We start from the raw sequence: 18,237 nt of genomic DNA, 5'->3' as shown, positions 1-18,237 counted from the left end.
AAAGGTGAAAGTTTCATATTGACCGCAACTAAGCACTACCTCCCTGCTGACCTGAGTTCGACATAAGGAACTGATTTTATATAGCATAGCTACCACGCTGATTAGGGGTGGAGTAGTGCTGTGCTGACCAAGGTATTTTGCAGGGTAGACGATTTTTGCAAGCAATTTGAACCAAAGCTAAACCAGTATCTGATCGAGCATTGTGGCCGCAAGCGCATTCGTAAACAGTCTCTATCAATCAGCGAAGTGGCAACGATCGTCATCCTATTTCATGCTAAAGGCTATCGTTGTCTGAAGCACTTCTATATTAATCATGTCTGTAAATACTGGCATAAGCACTTTCACGGGCTAGTCAGCTACAATCGGTTTGTTGAGCTGATGCCACAAGCGCTTATGGTACTCTCAGCTTTCTTGCAGACACGATATGGCAAGGTGTCTGGCATTTCTTATATAGATTCAACCGGCATCGCTGTCTGTGAAAAAAGTCGGGCTCTGCGCCATAAAGTGTTTAAAGATGAAGCAGGCTGGGGTAAGTCTTCTACACACTGGTATTACGGCTTTAAGCTTCACCTGATTATCAATGATACCGGTGAGTTGCTGGCGGTTAAGTGTACATCAGGTAATACCGATGATCGTGCTGTTCTTGAAGATATGTGCTGCCACTTGTTTGGTAAGCTGTTCGGCGACAAAGGCTATATATCCAAGGCCAAAGCCCAGCTTTTAAAAGAAAAATACGATGTTGACCTGATTACGACGCGCAGGAAAAACATGAAACCTCAGAACCTGCCTGCTTTTGATAAAGTACTGCTGAGAGGGCGTGCAATCATTGAGACGGTCAACGATCAGTTGAAAAATATCTCTCAGATAGAGCACACCCGCCACCGCTCAAAGTTCAATTTTATGGTGAACTTGCTGGCAGGGCTTATAGCCTATACGTTTCAAAAAAAGAAGCCTTCTCTGAGCATTCAGCATACGGGGCTGGTTGAGTTGGTTGCTTAACCGTTATGTCGAACTCAGGTCTCGTGACTATATAGCTTGGAGATATCCTGCTGTTCGAGCAGGCGGTCAGTCAATACCTGTTCAGCTTTTAGGGAATTTCCCCTGATAATCATTGTGACATCGGCATTAAGGTTGTGAAGGGCCAAAGCGGTTTCTGCGGCATTTGATCCGCCGCCTATGACGATTGCTTTTTTATGGCTCATTCTGGGGCCGTCACAAGTGGCGCATGTGTATACGCCCTTTCCCAGAAGAGGCGTCAAACTTTCAGGGATATTAGGCGTTGCACCTGTGGCAATAATAACGAGGCTTGATAGGTAAGTTTTGTTTTTACCATAAATCAGTTTTTTATGACCATGATGACTGATGTTTTCAATATGGTCATGTCTGATAATAACACCGAGATGAATAGCTTCTTTCTCTATTTTTTTTAATAATTTTTCTCCGGGTATTGGAGGGTGTCCTGGCCAGTTTTCAATGCTGTCTGTGCTTTCCAGCTGTCCCTTTTCATGGCTTTTGATAACGGTGACCTGTATTTCAGGTAATTGTCGCTTGATTGTTATTGCAGCAGTTAGTCCGGCAGGGCCAGCACCGATAACAGTAACGTCGGATTCTGCTGTATGGGCAGCGATGCTTAGAATAAAAATAATGGCTAGATAGAATTTTGTTGTTATTCCCATACCATGATGTCCTTCCTTATATTTAGTCGTTAGAGTCAATAAAGTTGAAATGGTTTCATTGGGAAAAATTTGTTAGAGCTACTTTCAAGGGTGTTAGTGATACTTTATTGATGTTTCTTTATGTTGCTCTGCTATTCATGGCTTCATAATGAGGTTTGGTTTTGAAAGTGATTCGTTTGATAGTGATCTTCTGGTTTTTTTCGGAAGATTACAGGGCCTTGGAAAGTCGCTATTTATTGATGTCAGTTAATTTGAATGCCCCGTCAATTCAAGGAGATTTTCATACAAAAAATAATATATTAAATGATTATTCTAAAGTACTTAGAACTTACTCTGAAATAATATTTTAGGTAAATGAATATGAGACACTCAAGAGTATTTTTGGTGGTTCTGAATATATTGTATTTCCAGATTGCGCTGGCAGATAGTTGCAACCCTGTTACTTACGCAAAAATCCTTAAGGAGTTTGATCATTATATTGATGAAGTTGACCGGATTGACTGGCAGTTGAATTTTTATTGCCTGCATGCAAAAGGCGGACAATGCCCTAAATATGATGGACCTATGAAAGGGGTTTTGGAAAAACGCGATGAGCTGCTGTGGGATATAGCGAAAATAAAAGATGAGCTGGATAAACAGCAGATTAACCTGGCAGATTCGCTGATGGGGTCATCTACAGGTTATTGTATCAAGGACGGTATTCTGAAGGTTGTTGAAATTAATGCTACAGACAAAAAGGATAAGAAAACGGCTAGTTATGGAAAAGCGGCTCCAGAGAACTATTACTATGACTTTCCCGGATATCAATCCCCATACTTTAATCGCCATTGGCATAAGAAAAGATTAAAACTAACCAGGAAGCATATTCGCCAGAAAGACCGGCAGGATCTTGCTCAAATAGAAAGGGCTTCAACGCTTGGCTCTGTGGGCGGATGTTATGGAAAGAGCTGTTATAGTACCAAGCCTGCTGATAGCTATGTGTTGTTGAAAAGCGGGGCGTGGCCAAAGTCCAGGGCACATGGTTTCACAGGGAAAAAATAAAGCGAGAGAGATTTCCCGCTTTATTTTTTAGACTATTAAGCAGCTGCTGGAGTGGCTTCTGGAGCACCACCGCTCTTAATGAGTTCGTTCATTTCTGTCTTTATGTTATCAGACTTGGGCCCGAAGATAGCCTGCATATTTTGGCCAACAACCAGTACTGCGGTTGCTCCCAGGGCTTTAATGGCATCAACATCAACATTTTCAGGCTTGTGGACAGTGACGCGAAGACGAGTAATACACGCATCAATGCTTTTAATATTGCCCTTACCGCCAAATGCTGTGAACAGTTTAGCAGCCAGCTCCTGGTTGACTTCAATTTTAACGGATGTTTCGCTTTCAGTTTCCCGGCCAGGTGTTTTCAGGTTGAACATCTTGATAGCAAAGCGGAACACAGTGTAATAGATGGCCGCATAGGCAACACCCCACACCAGAATCATGGCAGGTTTGGTACCGATGCCGAAGAACAGGCTGTAGTCGATCAGGCCGTGGGAGAAGGAGGCTCCCATTTTGATGCCAAAGAAGTTGGTGATAGTAAAGGCAATGCCAGCCAGTACAGCATGAATACCGTACAGAACAGGCGCTACAAACATGAAGGAGAACTCGATGGGTTCAGTGATTCCTGTCAGCATGGAAGTCAGGGCCGCAGAAATCATGATACCGCCAACACGTTTTTGGTTCTTGGTTTTTGCACTGTGCCACATGGCAATGGCGGCAGCGGGCAGGCCAAACATCTTGAACAGGAAGCCGCCTGCCAGGAATCCGGCAGTGGGGTCACCGGCAAAGAAGCGCGGAATATCACCGGTAACCACTGTGCCTGTGGAGGTTATAAATTCACCCATTTGCATCTGGAAAGGTACGTTCCAGATATGGTGCAGGCCGAAGGGAACCAGTAGGCGCTCAACAAGACCGTAAACAAAGCCCATGGTTACCGGGTTGCCCTCAATGGCATAGTTACCAAAGCTTTGGATGCCATTACCAATAGGAGGCCAGATAAAGCTCAGGATAACTCCCAGAATAATCGCACCAAAGGCAGTAACAATCGGTACGAAACGCTTGCCAGCGAAAAAGCCCAGGTACTCGGGCAGTTTGATCTTGTAGAAGCGGTTAAACATGATGGAAGCCAGAATACCTGCCAAAATACCACCAAATACACCGGTGTCGATAGAAGGGATCCCCATAATGGGTTTTGTCTCTACACCCAGTTCGCCAGCCATCACGCCCATGGTTCCCAGCATGACCACATAACCGACAATCGCCGCCAGAGTGGAAACACCGTCGTTATCTGTCAGACCTAAAACAACCCCGATGGCAAATAATAAGGGCAGGTTACCAAATACCGCACCGCCAGCCTGGGCCATAATATGGCTAAGCAGATCCGGTAAAAAGCTAAAGTTAGCACTGCCGATGCCCAGCAGAATGCCTGCTACAGGCAATATCGCTACAGGCAGCATCAGTGACCGCCCGATTTTTTGTAATACACTAAATGCGTTGCGCATTGATGGTAACCCTTTTTAAAACTGGAGTTGGCTGAGATCAGAGCATTGTTGATATTTGTTAACAACGGGAAGGACTGATGAAAGCTTCAAACAGTAACAAATAAAAAACACCACTTTGAGAAAACAGACCCAGTGGGCGATTTTTATTCACATCAGGGCTGGGTGGACTGACTCAAATCAAAAAAAAACGAGGTTATCAAATGTAAACGCATACATTCAAAAAAATGCATTATATTTTCAGTATTTTTGCACTATTGCGTAATGGAAATGACTAAGTGTCACTGTTATAAACAATAACTGGCATAATTAATGCGCTCAGAACTTTTAATCAGTGAATAAATACAATAGCAGCGAAGGTGAGATGTGTTACGTATTACATGCTTTTCATTGCCTCCTGCATTTCAGTTCGGATATTGTCAGACTGGGGGCCAAATATAGCCTGCATATTTTGCCCAACCACCACTACGGCAGTGGCGCCTAATTCCCTGATTAAATCCTGGTTTACATTCTCTCGCTCATGTACGGTGACTCTAAGGCGGGTAATGCAGGCATCAAGATTCTTGATATTATTTTTACCGCCGAAGGCATGCACCAGCCTGCGTACCATCTCATCAGTAATGACCACTTTGCCAGAGCCTGACTCCTCTTCTCTGCCCGGAGTTTTTAGATCCATCACGGTAATTACAATCCTGAATATAATGTAATAGGCAATGGCGTATAATCCTCCAAGATAAATGAGCCAGACGGGCTTCGTGGCTATTCCAAAGTAAAGGACGTAGTCAATCATACCGTTAGAAAAGGACATGGCCATTTTGATATCAAGGTAGTTGGTGATAGCAAAGGCCAGGCCAGCCAGAATCGCGTGGATACCATAGAGTATCGGGGCAACAAACAAAAAAGAAAATTCAATGGGTTCGGTGATCCCGGTCAATACGGAAGTCAGGGCAGCAGAAACCATTATGCCACCCGCTTTGGCTTTATTTTTGGGCTTGGCGCAATGCCAGATAGCAATGGCTGCTGCTGGCAAGCCAAACATTTTAAACAGGTAGCCCCCGGCCAAAAAGCCTGCCGTTGGGTCTCCTGCAAAGAAGCGGGGGATATCGCCGGTATAAAGATTTCCGGCGTCATCAATAAATTCCCCCATTTCCATTTGAAAGGGAACATTCCATATATGGTGAAGGCCAAACGGAATCAGTCCTCTTTCGATCACGCCATAGGTAAAGCCTGCCAGTACGGGGTTTTCTGTGACGGCCCACTGGGAAAAGCGGTCAATGGCATCCTGAACGGGAGGCCAGATAAAGCTTAAGACAATACCGGAGGCAATAGCGACGATGCCTGTTGCGATGGGGACAAAGCGCTTGCCAGCAAAGAATCCAAGGTATTCAGGCAGCTTGATCTTATAGAAGCGGTTAAACATGGCGGCGGCCAGAACGCCTGCGATAATGCCGCCAAAGACTCCGGTATCAATGGAGTCAATGCCCATTATTGAAGAGGGTTCGATATTGAGGGTATGGGCCATAACTCCCATGGTGCCGAGCATGACCACATAGCCCACCACGGCAGCGACAGAGGATACGCCATCATTTTCGGTTAGCCCGATTGCTGCACCTATGGCAAAAATAATAGGGAGATTACCAAAAACGGCCCCGCCGGCCTCTGCCATAACCTGGGATATGATGTCTGGTATAAATGAAAAACCGGCACTGCCTACACCCAATAGAATGCCGGCCACCGGCAGTACAGCAACCGGTAGCATCAAGGCTCGACCAATCTTCTGTAGCGTACCAAAAGCGCTTTTGAGCATGGGGAAGACTCCAGAGGCAGGAATCGAGTGCTCCACCCATTGACTGTTTGCCGGACTTGATAGCTTTGAGCATCCTTTACTTAAAAGTCAGGGTGGGTACTCGCATTAAAGCAGGTTAACCCAGGCCATTTCCCTGGCCTGCCCTTTGGCTGAAAACCCGGCAAATAAAGAAAGGAGGAGCGCCAGGGGCATGGTTTATCGTCATAAACGATAGGAAGCATAGACTATAGTTGGGATGCTTTCCTGTTAGGAGGTGGTTGGTGGTTAATTGTTGATAGTTGATGGGAAATAGGGATAAAGCCATATACAATCCCCCCATTCCCCATTCCCCATTCCCCATTCCCCATTCCCTATGACATCTCTATACCAGTTTTTTAATGGATTCCCTGATTCTTAGCTCACCTTCGAATACGGTATTTTCAGGTGCATCAAATCGATCAGGATGAATACGGTGCATGAGTAAGCAGCCGGCAGTTCGTGCCATATCGGTGATAGGGAAATGGAGTGCGGTGACGTGGGGGGTAAGAAACGTACATAAATCAACACTGTCGTAACTGGCCAGGGATATGTCCTCCGGTACCCGAATATTTCGTTCCCTGAAGGCATCCATGCAGCCGGCTGCCAGTTCTTCACTACAGGCATAGATGGCTGTGAATGGCCTGGCCTTTGCCAGTAATTCCATCGCGGCACTGTAGCCGCTTTCGCGTTCATAGGCTCCTTCTGTCACGAGATTCATATCAACAGGTAAATGGTGGCGTTCAAGGCTATTAACATACCCTTGAAAGCGTTCGTAGGCTTTGCTTTTTGTGAGCTTGCCAGCCATGCAGGCAATTTTTCTATGGCCGTTGCCAATCAGCTGCCCCATCGCTTTCTCGCTGGCTTTGACATGGTCAAAGGTGATGCAATTGTTTGCCAGTTTGCGGATATTGCGATCAATCAACACCAGGGGGGGCGCTTTTTCTGCAATGGCGATAATCTCTTCATCACTTAAATAGCGGGCATGGAGAATCAGTCCGTCACAACGCATTTTTATCAGGTGTTCTATGGCTTTCCTTTCACTCTCGGCAGAGTGACGTCCCTGGGTTACAATCATTAACTTTCCAGCCGAGTCAACCACCTCCTGAACTTCCGCCATAAGGTCACCAAAGAACCCGCCTCGAAATGACGATACCATCAGACCTACAGTATTTGAGGAGTTGTTGGCCAATGATTGCGCAAGGGGGTTTGGACTGTAGTTTAACGCCTTGATTGCCGCTACTACCCGTTCCCGGGTAGTGTCAGTGACCTGGCCGGTATTGTTTAAAACCCGGGATACCGTTGCCCGTGAAACCTTTGCGCGCTCAGCAACATCTTTTATGGTGGTCATTCTCTCATTCCTGAAGTTTAACGGTTACCGTTAGTTCTCAATTTCCTTTGTGTGTATTACAGGGGGATATTGCTGGTAACTACATGCTTGATGGCATGGAATCATACTAGTGCCGCTAAGCATTGTTAAAGAATATACGGATTTTTTGAGCACAGGATCTGGCGAAAGAGGTTGCATTTTTGGTGGATGGATTGCTGTGATCGAGAAAGAAGGTTGATGTATATCAAAATTAAACGCTATTTTTCATATTTTCGCATTTGCAGCGTAAATATTGACAGGGATCAATAAAATCTAGGTAAAAATACGTATAGTTGGAGGCGTAAAGGCAATTCGATGTGAATGGTTTCAAACAATAATTCACGGCTATTCAGCATCAAGCCATCGCAGTCATTGTTACTCCTACTTAACAGGGATATAAATAAAGAAGCGGGAACCTTCACCAAAACCAGCCAGTGCCACCCGGGTTTGAGGGGACCCGGGTTTTTTGTGTGTGGATAATTCCCAGGAGAACGGTCATGCAACTACTTATTACCGGAGGAACAGGGTTTATTGGCGGCAGCCTGGTTCGTAGCCTGCTGAAGGATGGTTATAAAATTACGGTGATCAGTCGACAGAGGCCTGAACAGGTAAAGAATAAGGTATCACCTGATATCAATGTTGTCTCATCAATGGCTGCAATTGATCAATCTGACGTATTTGATGCAGTTATTAACCTGGCGGGTGAAGGCATCATGGATAAACGCTGGAGTATTTCACGGAAAAAGGCGCTGGAAGACAGCCGGATAGCGCTGACTTCTGAGCTGGTGGATTTACTGGAGCGAATGTCAAACCGACCGAAGCTGTTAATCAGTGGGTCAGCCATTGGTTATTATGGCAGTCATTCAGCCACTGAAGTGTTGAATGAGAGCAATTCCCCCGGAAATGACTTTGCCGCGTCTCTCTGTCAACGCTGGGAACAGGCAGCGCAAAGGGCTTCTTCCTTTGGGGTAAAGGTTATTATTGTCCGGACAGGCGTCGTGTTGCATCCGGCCGGTGGTGCTTTGGCCAAGATGTTGCCGGGGTTCAGGCTGGGCATGGGGGGACCCATTGCTGATGGAAAGCAGATGATGTCCTGGATTCATCGGGAAGATATGGTGAGGCTATTACTGTTTCTGTTGAAAACGCCTGGGCTTGAGGGGATTTATAATGCCACAGCCCCTAATCCTGTCAGTAACCGGGACTTTACCCGTTCGCTGGCAGCCGCCTTACATCGGCCTGCCCTGATTCCAGTTCCTGCAATGGCTTTACGAATAGCTCTTGGCGAGTCATCGCAGTTATTGACTGAGGGGCAGGCGGTTTATCCGGAGCGTCTGACTGAAGCGGGTTTTAGCTTTAACTATCCAGAGCTACAGGAAGCGCTTAAGGATCTTTTGTCCTGATATGTTGAAAAGCGTTATAGCGTTTCGAGATTTAAATATTATTTATATATTCAAAATATAATAAAATCTGGAGGACATTTATTATTTGAGGGTGACCGGGTAATAATGACGACCCAGGCTCTAACAATTACAAATCTGAAAAAAACCTATGCCGGTGGCATGGAAGCCCTTAAGGGGGTCAATCTTTCAGTATCAGAGGGCGATTTCTTTGCCCTGCTGGGACCTAATGGTGCAGGTAAGTCCACCATCATTGGTATCATTTCTTCACTTGTCCGAAAAACATCAGGCGACGTTCGTGTATTCGGCCATAGTATCGACACCGATTTGGTGAAGGCCAAGCGATCGCTGGGGGTAGTGCCTCAGGAATTTAACTTTAATCAGTTTGAAAAAGTTGAAGATATTCTGGTGACGCAGGCGGGTTATTATGGCATTTCTGCCCATCAGGCCCGACCGAGAGTTGAGCACTATCTGAAAAAACTGGGACTTTGGGATAAGCGACAGTCAACTTCAAGGATGTTATCCGGCGGCATGAAACGCCGGTTGATGATTGCCCGGGCGCTGATTCATGAGCCGGAGGTGCTTATCCTTGATGAGCCCACTGCCGGTGTTGATATAGAGCTGAGAAGAAGTCTGTGGGATTTTATCCAGGAAATTAACCAGCAGGGTACCACCATTATTCTTACCACCCATTACCTGGAGGAGGCTGAGCAGTTGTGTCGCAATATTGCCATTATTGACCAGGGAAGGATTGTTGAAGATTGTTCCATGAAGTCATTGTTGGGTAAGTTGCAGAAAGAGAGTTTTATTCTGGATCTGCGTGAACCCATTCAAACCATGCCTGAGTTTGCAGGATATTCCGTAAAGAAGCGGGATGTTAGCAGTTTAGAGGTAGAAGTGGATAAAACAGTGGGTGTTAACGGACTCTTCAGGCAGCTCAGTGAGTACAAGATTGAGGTGGTGAGCCTGAGGAATAAAGCCAACAGGCTGGAGGAGCTGTTTGTGAACCTGACCCGTGGAGAACAGAAGTCATGAAGCAATGGCAGCCTCTATGGGTGGCTTTTTGTACCATATTTGTCCGGGAAGTCCGTCGTTTTATGCGGATATGGCCCCAGACATTGCTACCGCCAGCGATTACCATGTCACTGTATTTTGTCATATTTGGTGGGGTCATCGGGTCGCGCATCGGTTCTATGAGTGGCTTCGGCTATATGACCTATGTGGTGCCGGGACTGGTGATGATGTCCGTGATCACCAATAGCTTTAGTAATGTGGCCTTCGGTTTTTTCAGTAGCAAATTCCAGAAAAACATTGAAGAATTATTAGTTTCCCCCGTACCCAACTGGGTTATTCTGGCGGGTTATGTGCTGGGTGGTTCTGCCAGGGGACTGATTTCCGGCCTGATTGTTATGGGCTTAGGGCTGTTTTTTGTGGATCTTCATCTGCATAACCTGCTCATCACTATTTTGGCGGTTGTGATGACGGCGGTACTTTTTGCCTTAGGCGGCTTTATTAATGCGGTCTACGCCAAAAAGTTTGATGATGTTTCTATTATTCCTACCTTTGTTCTGACTCCGCTAACCTATTTAGGAGGCGTGTTTTATTCCATTGAAGTGCTGCCCGCATTCTGGCAGAAAGTCTCCCTGCTGAACCCTATTCTTTATCAGGTTAATGCCTTCCGCTATGGCATTCTGGGTGAAGCCAGTGGTGTCAGTGTCTCCATGGCATTTTCTGTCATGGCTATGGCAATTATCGTTTTAACTGCCGCCAGTATTTATCTGCTTAATAGTGGCAAGGGGCTCCGAAGTTAACCTTGTTACTACCAGGGATAGTTAATGTGGGAATGGTACGGATACCTACTCCCCATCAATGACTCCCTTTTCCCCAGGAAGTGTGATTATTGATGCTATCTTGTATCAGCACAGGTTCTGTCTGCTATTTAAATGGGTATTCTGTGGAATGCCCTGATTAATCAAGAGTTTTTCATGAGTGAGTTGTTGCATAAGTCGCCCCTGGGTAAAAATAGCCAGTATGAGACGGCTTATAATCCGGAATTGTTATTTCCAATTTTGAGAAGTGTTAAGCGGAAAGAACTGGGTATTGATTCTGATAGTCTCTCTTTTTATGGCCGTGACCTCTGGTATGGCTATGAATTGTCCTGGCTCGATAAGCAGGGCAAACCAGTTGTTCGGGTGGCTTTGTTTGAGTTGCCCTGCCACTCTCCCCACTTAATTGAGTCCAAATCCCTCAAGCTGTATCTGAACTCGTTTAATCAATCTGAGTTCAGTGATGAGAGTCAGGTGAGGGATATCCTGGAAAAAGATTTGAGCGGTTGTGCCGGAGAAGCGGTAAAAGTGACACTGATGAACGTTCAGCAACTGGAAACCTTTGGTTTTCAGGCGACTCCAGGTCTCTGCATAGATGACCTGGATATTTCGGTGTCTACTTATTCATACAATCCTGATTTGCTGAAAAAGGGTCAGGGGCGGATGGAGGAAACCATTCATACCCACTTACTGAAGTCCAACTGTCCTGTCACCGGTCAGCCGGATTGGGGTACGCTGGTGATAGAGTATAAAGGGGATGCCATTGATCATAGTGCCTTTCTGCAATATATCTGCTCATTTCGGGATCATCAGGAGTTCCATGAGCAGTGTGTAGAGCGAGTGTTTACTGACTTACAAACGCGCTTTGAGTTTGAAGAGCTTACCGTTTATGCTCAGTACCTGCGGCGTGGTGGGTTGGATATCAATCCATGGCGAAGTACACAGAATAAAATGCCAAAACCTGTGCGTTTTATCAGGCAGTAATTGTTGTTTTCCGGGGGCTGTTAATGGATATAAAAGAGGCTTTAGTTGATAGAGTGTCCAATCCGGCTTTGACTGAGCCAGGACCCACTGAAAAACAGTTGGAGCTGATATTCAAGGCTGCCTTGCGGGCACCTGACCACGGTCGTCTGAGGCCGTGGCGTTTTATAACCATTAAGGGGGATGCCCGTAACCGGCTGGGTGACCTGTTTGCGGAGGCAGTGCTTTCAGATCAGAAGGATTTATCTGAGGATGCACTGAACCGTTATCGGGGAATGCCCTTAAGGGCGCCTGTATTGATAGCGCTGGTCTGTAAAGCCCGGCAGCATCCCAAAATTCCGGAAATAGAGCAGCAGCTCTCTTTAGGGGCTGCCGCTCAAAACATCCTTCATGGGGCCTATGCCCAGGGTATGGGGGCTATGTGGCGGACAGGAGCTATCAGTTATCATCCTATGGTGGCCTCTGGTCTTGGCCTTGAGGCAAATGAGCAGCTATTAGGCTTTATATACCTTGGAACACCTTATGGTGCCCGGAAAAAACGACCCGAGTTGAGTATTGATGATTTTGTTAGCGCTTGGGAGTAATTCAAAGTTGCTCCACAGGAATAATATAGTCCTCCCATTCGGATTCAGGAATATCCTGTTCCGGATGGGCATAATCTTTGACCGATAGTCCTGCCTTATGAACTGAGCTCTGGCACCCTGAGATTAATGGGTGCCAGTCAGGCAGTGACTGCCCTTCTGCCAGTAACCGGTAGGCACAGGTTTCAGGTAGCCAGTGGAAGTGTGCTATATCATCAACGGTTAATTTGATACAGCCAGGCACTTTCTTTTTACGGTTGTCATAGTCCTTGCATTGGCAGCTTGGGATATCCAGTAACTGACATGCTACGGTGGTATAGTAGACATCACCGCTATCTTCATCTTCGAGTTTGTGCAGACAGCATTTGCCACAGCCATCACAAAGGCTTTCCCATTCCTCATGTGACATGGCATGCAATGGTTTTTTCTGCCAGAAGGGATTGTCCATATATCTAAACCGGATCATTTTTGGTGAGTAATTCATCCGGCAGGTGTTCAATATAATCATCTTGTGGGGGTGGCATTTGCAGGTAATAGCCCTGCTCTTCAAGAAGCTGGATAACCTGGGTTGTTTCCGCTCTTGCCAGTTTACGTTCCGGGGTTAACAGAAGATCCATCACATGCCGGGGCTGTCCGAAGAGGGTTGTAAGTCCTTCAGGCACGCGTGTTAACTGTTCCTTTTTAAGAACATACAAATACATTTCATCCTTTACAGGGCTTTTGTAGACAGATACCAGTAACTTCATGGCAAACCTATGGAGTTTCTATCAGAGTATTGAGCTTTTTAATCAGGGGAATACCAATAACTTCCCGTCGCCAGCCCTGCAATGCTTCAGGCAGTGCAAACTGCCCTGTTTCCAACCAGTTGCGTAGTATGGGAGAGGTGGTTTTTGACGGCAAGAGTATTTCTACGGGAAGATTTAGCTGGTTAGCCATTGTATTGAGAAACTCTTTAATGGCTTTCCCATATATCCGGGTTTTTTTAGGGAGCGGGCGGGGCAGGGGCCTGGGGTGGTATTCACGGGGTGACTGTGAAGCGGTTTTGATAAGGGTTAATAGTCGCTGACCATCACGTTTTATGATGGATTTTCTCATATCCTGAATAGCACTGAGGGATTTTAGGTTGTCTGGCTGGTAGCGAGCCATTGGCCAAAGGCTGCCTTTGGGTATAACACGGTTTCGGGGTAGATTTCGCTGTCTGGCTTTGTTTTCCCGATAGATGCACAGGCTTTTCAGAACCGCCAGCTGTTGCGGATAAAGCTGCCAGGCGCACTTAACCTCTTTCCAGGCATCTTCTGCGTTATTGCTATAAATTGAAGATTTCATCTGGTTGCAATCGTCTTCAAGCCAGGCTTTTGTTGTATTTTTTTCCAGTTCTTTGTTCAGGATAGAGTGGATAGTTAACAGGTGGAGTACATCCAGGGTTGCATAATGCTGTTGCGCTTCTGTCAAGGGACGCTGGCACCAGTTTGACCGGGTTTCATCTTTTGGTAGCTCTATTCCCAGTAGTTGCTTGACCAGTTTTTGATAGCCAAGGGAGTAACCAATACCGGCATAGGCTGCCGCCAGCTGGGTATCAAAAATCGGGTTAAGGCGGGCACCGGTTAAAAGCTCAATGACCTCAAGATCTTCACTGCAGGCGTGGATAACTTTTAAGATGGCCGGGTTTTCCAGTAATTCTTTTAAAGGTTGCCATTGGTCAATGGTGAGCGGATCAACCAGAAAGATTTCATTATTCTCAATCCCGATTTGAATAAGGCCTGGAATGGGATAGTAGGTATCGGTACGAATAAACTCCGTATCCAGGGCTATTTTTCCGAGTTGTGACCAGTGCTGGCAGTATTTAGCAAGATCAGTGTTATCTGATATCCATATTGGAGAGGGGGATTCCTGAAGCATAGTGAACCGGGTTTCTTTTAAAAACCCATTATAAGAAGCCTAACCTAAACTGTCGCTCTATTAATCTTGGTTTTTTTTAGACGTGTTTTTGGTTATATAGGACACAAAAGGCCGAGCCAGGACTCGACCTTGTTGTTTTTAGCCTCTGCTCTGCAGGGCTGCAATACGCTGATCCAGTGGTGGGTGACTGGTGAACATCGCCGCCAGGCCTTCTTTAAGGCCACTGCGAATGCCAAAGGCAGACATTGTGGCAGGCATTACAGTGGGTGCTTCGTATTCTGAACGTAGTCGTTCCAGTGCTGCAATCATATTGCCCGTGCCTGCCAATTGGGCTCCGGCTTCGTCGGCACGGAATTCCCGCTGGCGGGAAAACCACATGACAATGGCGCTGGCCAGGAAGCCCAGGATAATCTCGGCAATAAAGCTGGTAATGTAAAAGCCGATGCCGGGGCCGCTGTTTTCTTCATCCTTACGCAGGAAGCTGTCTACGGCATAACCAATAAGCCGGGCGAAGAACATAACGAAGGTGTTCACGACACCCTGTATCAGGGAAAGGGTGACCATATCCCCGTTGGCTACATGACCGATTTCATGGCCGATAACTGCCCGTGCTTCTGAGGGGCTGAAACGCTCCAGCAAACCCTGGCTGACTGAAACCAGGGCAGCGTTTTTATTCCATCCCGTTGCAAAGGCATTGGACTCGGGAGATGGAAATATTCCTACTTCCGGCATGCCGATACCTGCTTTTTCAGACAGTTCGGCAACCGTATCCACTAACCAGCGCTCCTGGGCATTTCGGGGCTGTTCGATAATCTGGGTGCCCGTGCTCATTTTCGCCATCCATTTGGAAATGAACAGCGACACAAAAGAGCCTGCGAAACCAAAAACTGCACAGAATACCAGAAGGGAGCCCAGGTCAAGCCCCTTTGCAGACATATAGCTGCCAACACCCAGAATATTAAGGGTAATAGTGGCCAGTGCAATAACCGCAAGGTTTGTTCCTAGAAATAGCAAGATTCTTTTCATTGCCTGAGTGGTTACCTTTTGTCATTTTCATTGGTAAGAATATGGCGATCAATTAACCAGATTTCAATGGTAAATATTTACATTTACTGTTTATTGAGACTGTTTTCCTTTTATTTCTTGGAGCCACAAAGTCCGACAGGCTGCTAGCCACGAAACCGCTGGTTTTGGCTGAGCACACGAGCAAACGTCAACAGCCCCTAGTGTGATAATTGCTCTGGATCACAACTTTTGCTGATAAGTCTCGTCACCCTTGGTCTCTTTAGGTAAATTCCGGGTTCTGGTTGAGCGCAGTATTTTGGATTTTTTTATGGTTTCGCGTATTTGAATGTATTTGCTTCTGGCTGAATTGGCTGTTTTAACTCTTCATTCGCTCTCTTTCCATTCGGTGTGTTTACCCTTCCGTCCGTAATTTTCGTGATAATGTTTTTTTTGAGGATAACTATGCTTGAACTCTTTATTGGGTTGGTAGTAACTGCCGTGGTCGGTTACTTTATTATTAAGGATTATAGGCCTGCAGGTGTGTTATTAACGGCTGGAATTGTGTTGCTGTTGATTGCCGGACTGCTGGGTAAAGATCTACTACCTGATAAAGTGGTTTCCACAGGCAATTTTGTTACAGATGCCCTGGAGTATGTGAAATATACCCTGTGTTATCGCGGCGGGGGGCTGGGTATGCAGATCATGCTACTGTGTGGCTTTGCTGCCTACATGACCCATATTGATGCTAACAATATGGTGGTGAAGCAATTCTCAAAACCACTAAAGGCTATTAAGTCACCTTATATTCTGTTGGTTGCTGCTTACATTGTTGCCTGCCTGATGTCTCTGGCCGTAAGCTCCGCTACAGGTCTTGGCGTATTGTTGATGGCTACCCTGTTTCCGATGATGACCGCCATGGGGATCTCCCGGCCGGCTGCGGTAGCGATCTGTGCCTCACCTGCCGCGATTATCCTTTCTCCCACTTCAGGGGATGTGATATTAGCGGCTGAAAAATCCGGATTGCCGCTGGATGTGTTTGCCGTACAGACTGTTCTGCCGGTCTCTCTGTCTGCCATTGCAACGATGGCGGTAGCCGCCTTTTTCTGGAACAAATATCTGGATAAGAAGCATAATACGCCTATGGAGCGGGTGGATATTTCCCGGATAGAAGCCAAGGCTCCCACTTTTTATTGTGTGTTGCCATTTTTACCCATTGTCGGAGTTTTCCTCTTTAACGGTCGCACGATTCCAGGCCTGGAACTGGATATCTACACTATTGTTGTGCTTTCCATCGCGATCAGTGGATTGGTGGACTTTGCTGTAAACCGTTTTGATGGACGTAAGACACTGGAAAATATGGAGAGTTGCTATCAGGGTATGGCGGAGGCCTTTAAGGGTGTGGTGATGTTGCTGGTTGCTGCGGGCACCTTTGCCCAGGGCCTGATGGCTATCGGTGCCATTGATACTCTGCTGAGCCTGGCCGATGCAGCCGGTGCCGGGGGATTTGCCCTGATGCTGCTACTGGCTGGTTTGACCGTGGCCGCAGCCATTGCCACGGGCTCCGGTAATGCACCTTTCTATGCCTTTGTTGAACTGGCTCCGGCACTGGCGATGAAGATGGGGCTTCGTCCAGCCTTCCTGATTATTCCCATGCTGCAGGCATCAAATCTGGGGCGTACCATGTCCCCGGTATCCGGTGTTGTGGTGGCAACTTCTGGTATGGCCAGCATCAGTCCTTTAGAGGTTGTAAAGCGTACCTCTGTACCAGTTACCGTTGGTTTGGCAACAGTGATTGTGGGCACCTTGATTTTAGTCCCCATGATGGCCTAAAGCGGGTTCCAACGCTTATTATTGCCTGTACTTGCTGAGAAAACGCTCAAGGCGGGTAATGATATCCTCGATATCTTCAACCCGTGGCAGGGTAACAATCCGCAAATGATCAGGGGTGGTCCAGTTGAATGCCCGTCCCTGAACCAGCAAGACCTTTTCCTGTAATAACAGATCCAGTATCAGTTGCTCATCGTCTTTTATTGAAAAGCGTTTTCGATCCAGTTTAGGAAAGACATACAGTGCGCCTTTAGGTTTGACACAGCTGACCCCCGGTATCTGCTCAAGCATTTCCCAGGCTTTGTTCCGTTGCTCGCATAACCGTCCTCCAGGCAGTGTTAAGTCATTAATGCTCTGGTAGCCTCCAAGGGCTGTTTGAATGGCAAACTGGGCGGGAACATTGGCGCACAGTCGCATAGACGCCAGCATTTCCAGGCCTTCCATATAATCAACTGCCTGGTGACGGGGGCCGCTGGCAACCATCCAGCCTGCACGAAAACCGGCAGCGCGGTAAGATTTTGATAAGCCATTAAAGGTGATGCAGAGTACATCATCGGTTAGCGAGGCCAGAGCGGTATGCCGGGTGCCGTCGTAGAGGATTTTGTCATAGATTTCATCGGCGAAAATAATCAGGTGGTGTTCCCGGGCGATGTCAATAATTTGGGTCAGTATCTCCTCAGGATAAACTGCACCTGTGGGGTTGTTTGGGTTGATGACCACAATGCCGCGGGTTTTTGCAGTGATTTTGCTGCGGATATCGTTAATGTCAGGACACCAGCCAGATTGTTCATCCTTGAGATAATGAACAGCCCTTCCTCCTGAGAGGTTAACCGCAGCGGTCCATAATGGGTAGTCCGGGGCGGGTATGAGCATTTCGTCGCCATTGTTTAGCAGGCCCTGCATGGCCATAACAACAAGCTCACTGACACCGTTGCCAATAAAGATATCTTCGAGGGTGACTTCGGGAAACTGCTTCTGCTGGCAGTATTGCATAATGGCCTTGCGCGCTGAAAACAGTCCCTTGGAATCACAATAACCTTGTGACCGGGGTAAGTTTCTGATCATATCCTGAATGATCTCTTCCGGGGCATCAAAACCAAAGGCAGCAGGATTGCCAGTATTAAGCTTGATGACTTTCGAACCTTCTTCTTCAAGCCGTTTGGCTTCACGAAGGACAGGTCCCCGGATGTCATAGCATACATTAGCCAGTTTCAGAGATTTCTCGACATCGATCATGATGGTGCGTCCAAAGACCTTTTCCAGAGAGTGCTTGGCTGGAAGAAGAAATTATTTTTAAATAGGTTCCAAGTTGTTACATTA

General features: G+C 46.7%; 18 protein-coding genes and 1 pseudogene. 8 read left to right on the top strand and 11 right to left on the bottom strand.

All coding sequences use genetic code 11. The annotated features are described in order from the left end of the window. Nucleotides 1-120 precede the first annotated feature (120 nt). Nucleotides 121-999 (top strand): IS982 family transposase, encoded by an 879-nt coding sequence (locus tag MJ595_RS22395; RefSeq protein ID WP_263078216.1) that lies wholly within the window; start codon nt 121-123, stop codon nt 997-999. Nucleotides 1,000-1,013: 14 nt separating this feature from the next. On the opposite strand, the gene MJ595_RS22390 is transcribed toward MJ595_RS22395, so the two are convergent. Beyond that, on the bottom strand, nt 1,014-1,676 hold the full coding sequence (locus tag MJ595_RS22390) for an FAD-dependent oxidoreductase (RefSeq protein WP_263080371.1): 663 nt from the start codon (nt 1,674-1,676) through the stop codon (nt 1,014-1,016). A gap of 360 nt (nt 1,677-2,036) precedes the next feature. Here MJ595_RS22390 and MJ595_RS22385 point away from each other — a divergent pair, with 360 nt between their 5' ends. Beyond that, on the top strand, nt 2,037-2,717 hold the full coding sequence (locus MJ595_RS22385) for a hypothetical protein (RefSeq protein WP_263080370.1): 681 nt from the start codon (nt 2,037-2,039) through the stop codon (nt 2,715-2,717). A 35-nt stretch (nt 2,718-2,752) separates the two neighbouring features. On the opposite strand, the gene ptsG (MJ595_RS22380) is transcribed toward MJ595_RS22385, so the two are convergent. The 5 genes and pseudogenes from ptsG (MJ595_RS22380) to MJ595_RS22360 form a co-directional block, all read right to left on the bottom strand. Next, a complete protein-coding gene (gene ptsG, locus MJ595_RS22380; protein ID WP_263080369.1) occupies nt 2,753-4,213 on the bottom strand; it encodes a PTS glucose transporter subunit IIBC in 1,461 nt (486 codons plus the stop codon). A gap of 373 nt (nt 4,214-4,586) precedes the next feature. Further along, nucleotides 4,587-6,017, bottom strand: coding sequence for a PTS glucose transporter subunit IIBC (ptsG, locus tag MJ595_RS22375; protein WP_263080368.1), 1,431 nt, complete (start codon nt 6,015-6,017; stop codon nt 4,587-4,589). A gap of 115 nt (nt 6,018-6,132) precedes the next feature. Further along, entirely contained in the window at nt 6,133-6,321 is a 189-nt protein-coding gene (locus MJ595_RS22370) for a hypothetical protein (RefSeq protein WP_263080367.1), read from the bottom strand. Nucleotides 6,322-6,378: 57 nt separating this feature from the next. Then, the gene (locus MJ595_RS22365) at nt 6,379-7,224 is read right to left on the bottom strand and encodes a substrate-binding domain-containing protein (protein ID WP_263322570.1); all 846 of its coding nucleotides are present in this window, start codon (nt 7,222-7,224) and stop codon (nt 6,379-6,381) included. Between the two features lie 27 nt (nt 7,225-7,251). Beyond that, nucleotides 7,252-7,386: pseudogene (locus MJ595_RS22360) on the bottom strand (LacI family DNA-binding transcriptional regulator); the annotation flags it as partial. A gap of 512 nt (nt 7,387-7,898) precedes the next feature. Between MJ595_RS22360 and MJ595_RS22355 the strand changes: the two are divergent. The 5 genes from MJ595_RS22355 (at nt 7,899) to MJ595_RS22335 (ending at nt 12,189) form a co-directional block, all read left to right on the top strand. Next, on the top strand, nt 7,899-8,801 hold the full coding sequence (locus tag MJ595_RS22355; protein ID WP_263080366.1) for a TIGR01777 family oxidoreductase: 903 nt from the start codon (nt 7,899-7,901) through the stop codon (nt 8,799-8,801). A gap of 105 nt (nt 8,802-8,906) precedes the next feature. Continuing rightward, complete coding sequence (locus MJ595_RS22350; protein ID WP_263080365.1) at nt 8,907-9,833, top strand: ABC transporter ATP-binding protein; 927 nt, start codon at nt 8,907-8,909, stop codon at nt 9,831-9,833. Beyond that, nucleotides 9,830-10,609 carry an ABC transporter permease gene (locus MJ595_RS22345; RefSeq protein WP_263080364.1) on the top strand — a complete coding sequence of 260 codons (780 nt, stop codon included), beginning with the start codon at nt 9,830-9,832 and terminating at the stop codon, nt 10,607-10,609. Before MJ595_RS22350 ends, MJ595_RS22345 begins: the two co-directional genes overlap by 4 nt. Before the next feature lie 132 nt (nt 10,610-10,741). After that, nucleotides 10,742-11,608, top strand: coding sequence for an NADPH-dependent 7-cyano-7-deazaguanine reductase QueF (gene queF / locus MJ595_RS22340; protein WP_263080363.1), 867 nt, complete (start codon nt 10,742-10,744; stop codon nt 11,606-11,608). Between the two features lie 23 nt (nt 11,609-11,631). Then, a complete protein-coding gene (locus tag MJ595_RS22335) occupies nt 11,632-12,189 on the top strand; it encodes a nitroreductase (protein WP_263080362.1) in 558 nt (185 codons plus the stop codon). A 1-nt stretch (nt 12,190) separates the two neighbouring features. Here the strand turns inward: MJ595_RS22335 and MJ595_RS22330 are convergent, their stop codons facing one another. From MJ595_RS22330 to htpX, 4 genes are all read right to left on the bottom strand, one after another. Then, nucleotides 12,191-12,634, bottom strand: a complete 444-nt coding sequence (locus MJ595_RS22330; RefSeq protein WP_263080361.1) for a YcgN family cysteine cluster protein — start codon at nt 12,632-12,634, stop codon at nt 12,191-12,193. 4 nt (nt 12,635-12,638) lie between these two features. Continuing rightward, the gene (locus MJ595_RS22325; RefSeq protein WP_263080360.1) at nt 12,639-12,932 is read right to left on the bottom strand and encodes a YcgL domain-containing protein; all 294 of its coding nucleotides are present in this window, start codon (nt 12,930-12,932) and stop codon (nt 12,639-12,641) included. Between the two features lie 7 nt (nt 12,933-12,939). Continuing rightward, complete coding sequence (gene rnd, locus MJ595_RS22320) at nt 12,940-14,085, bottom strand: ribonuclease D (protein WP_263080359.1); 1,146 nt, start codon at nt 14,083-14,085, stop codon at nt 12,940-12,942. Between the two features lie 138 nt (nt 14,086-14,223). Continuing rightward, entirely contained in the window at nt 14,224-15,111 is an 888-nt protein-coding gene (htpX, locus tag MJ595_RS22315; protein WP_263080358.1) for a protease HtpX, read from the bottom strand. 441 nt (nt 15,112-15,552) lie between these two features. Here htpX and dcuC point away from each other — a divergent pair, with 441 nt between their 5' ends. After that, complete coding sequence (gene dcuC / locus MJ595_RS22310; RefSeq protein ID WP_263080357.1) at nt 15,553-16,920, top strand: anaerobic C4-dicarboxylate transporter DcuC; 1,368 nt, start codon at nt 15,553-15,555, stop codon at nt 16,918-16,920. A gap of 18 nt (nt 16,921-16,938) precedes the next feature. Here the strand turns inward: dcuC and MJ595_RS22305 are convergent, their stop codons facing one another. Further along, a complete protein-coding gene (locus MJ595_RS22305) occupies nt 16,939-18,153 on the bottom strand; it encodes a pyridoxal phosphate-dependent aminotransferase (RefSeq protein WP_263080354.1) in 1,215 nt (404 codons plus the stop codon). Between the last annotated feature and the right edge of the window lie 84 nt (nt 18,154-18,237).

The organism is Endozoicomonas sp. Mp262 (assembly GCF_025643335.1).
GTDB lineage: Bacteria > Pseudomonadota > Gammaproteobacteria > Pseudomonadales > Endozoicomonadaceae > Endonucleibacter.
Note: the sequence above shows the minus strand (reverse complement) of the source record. Positions and strands in the feature narration are given on the sequence as shown.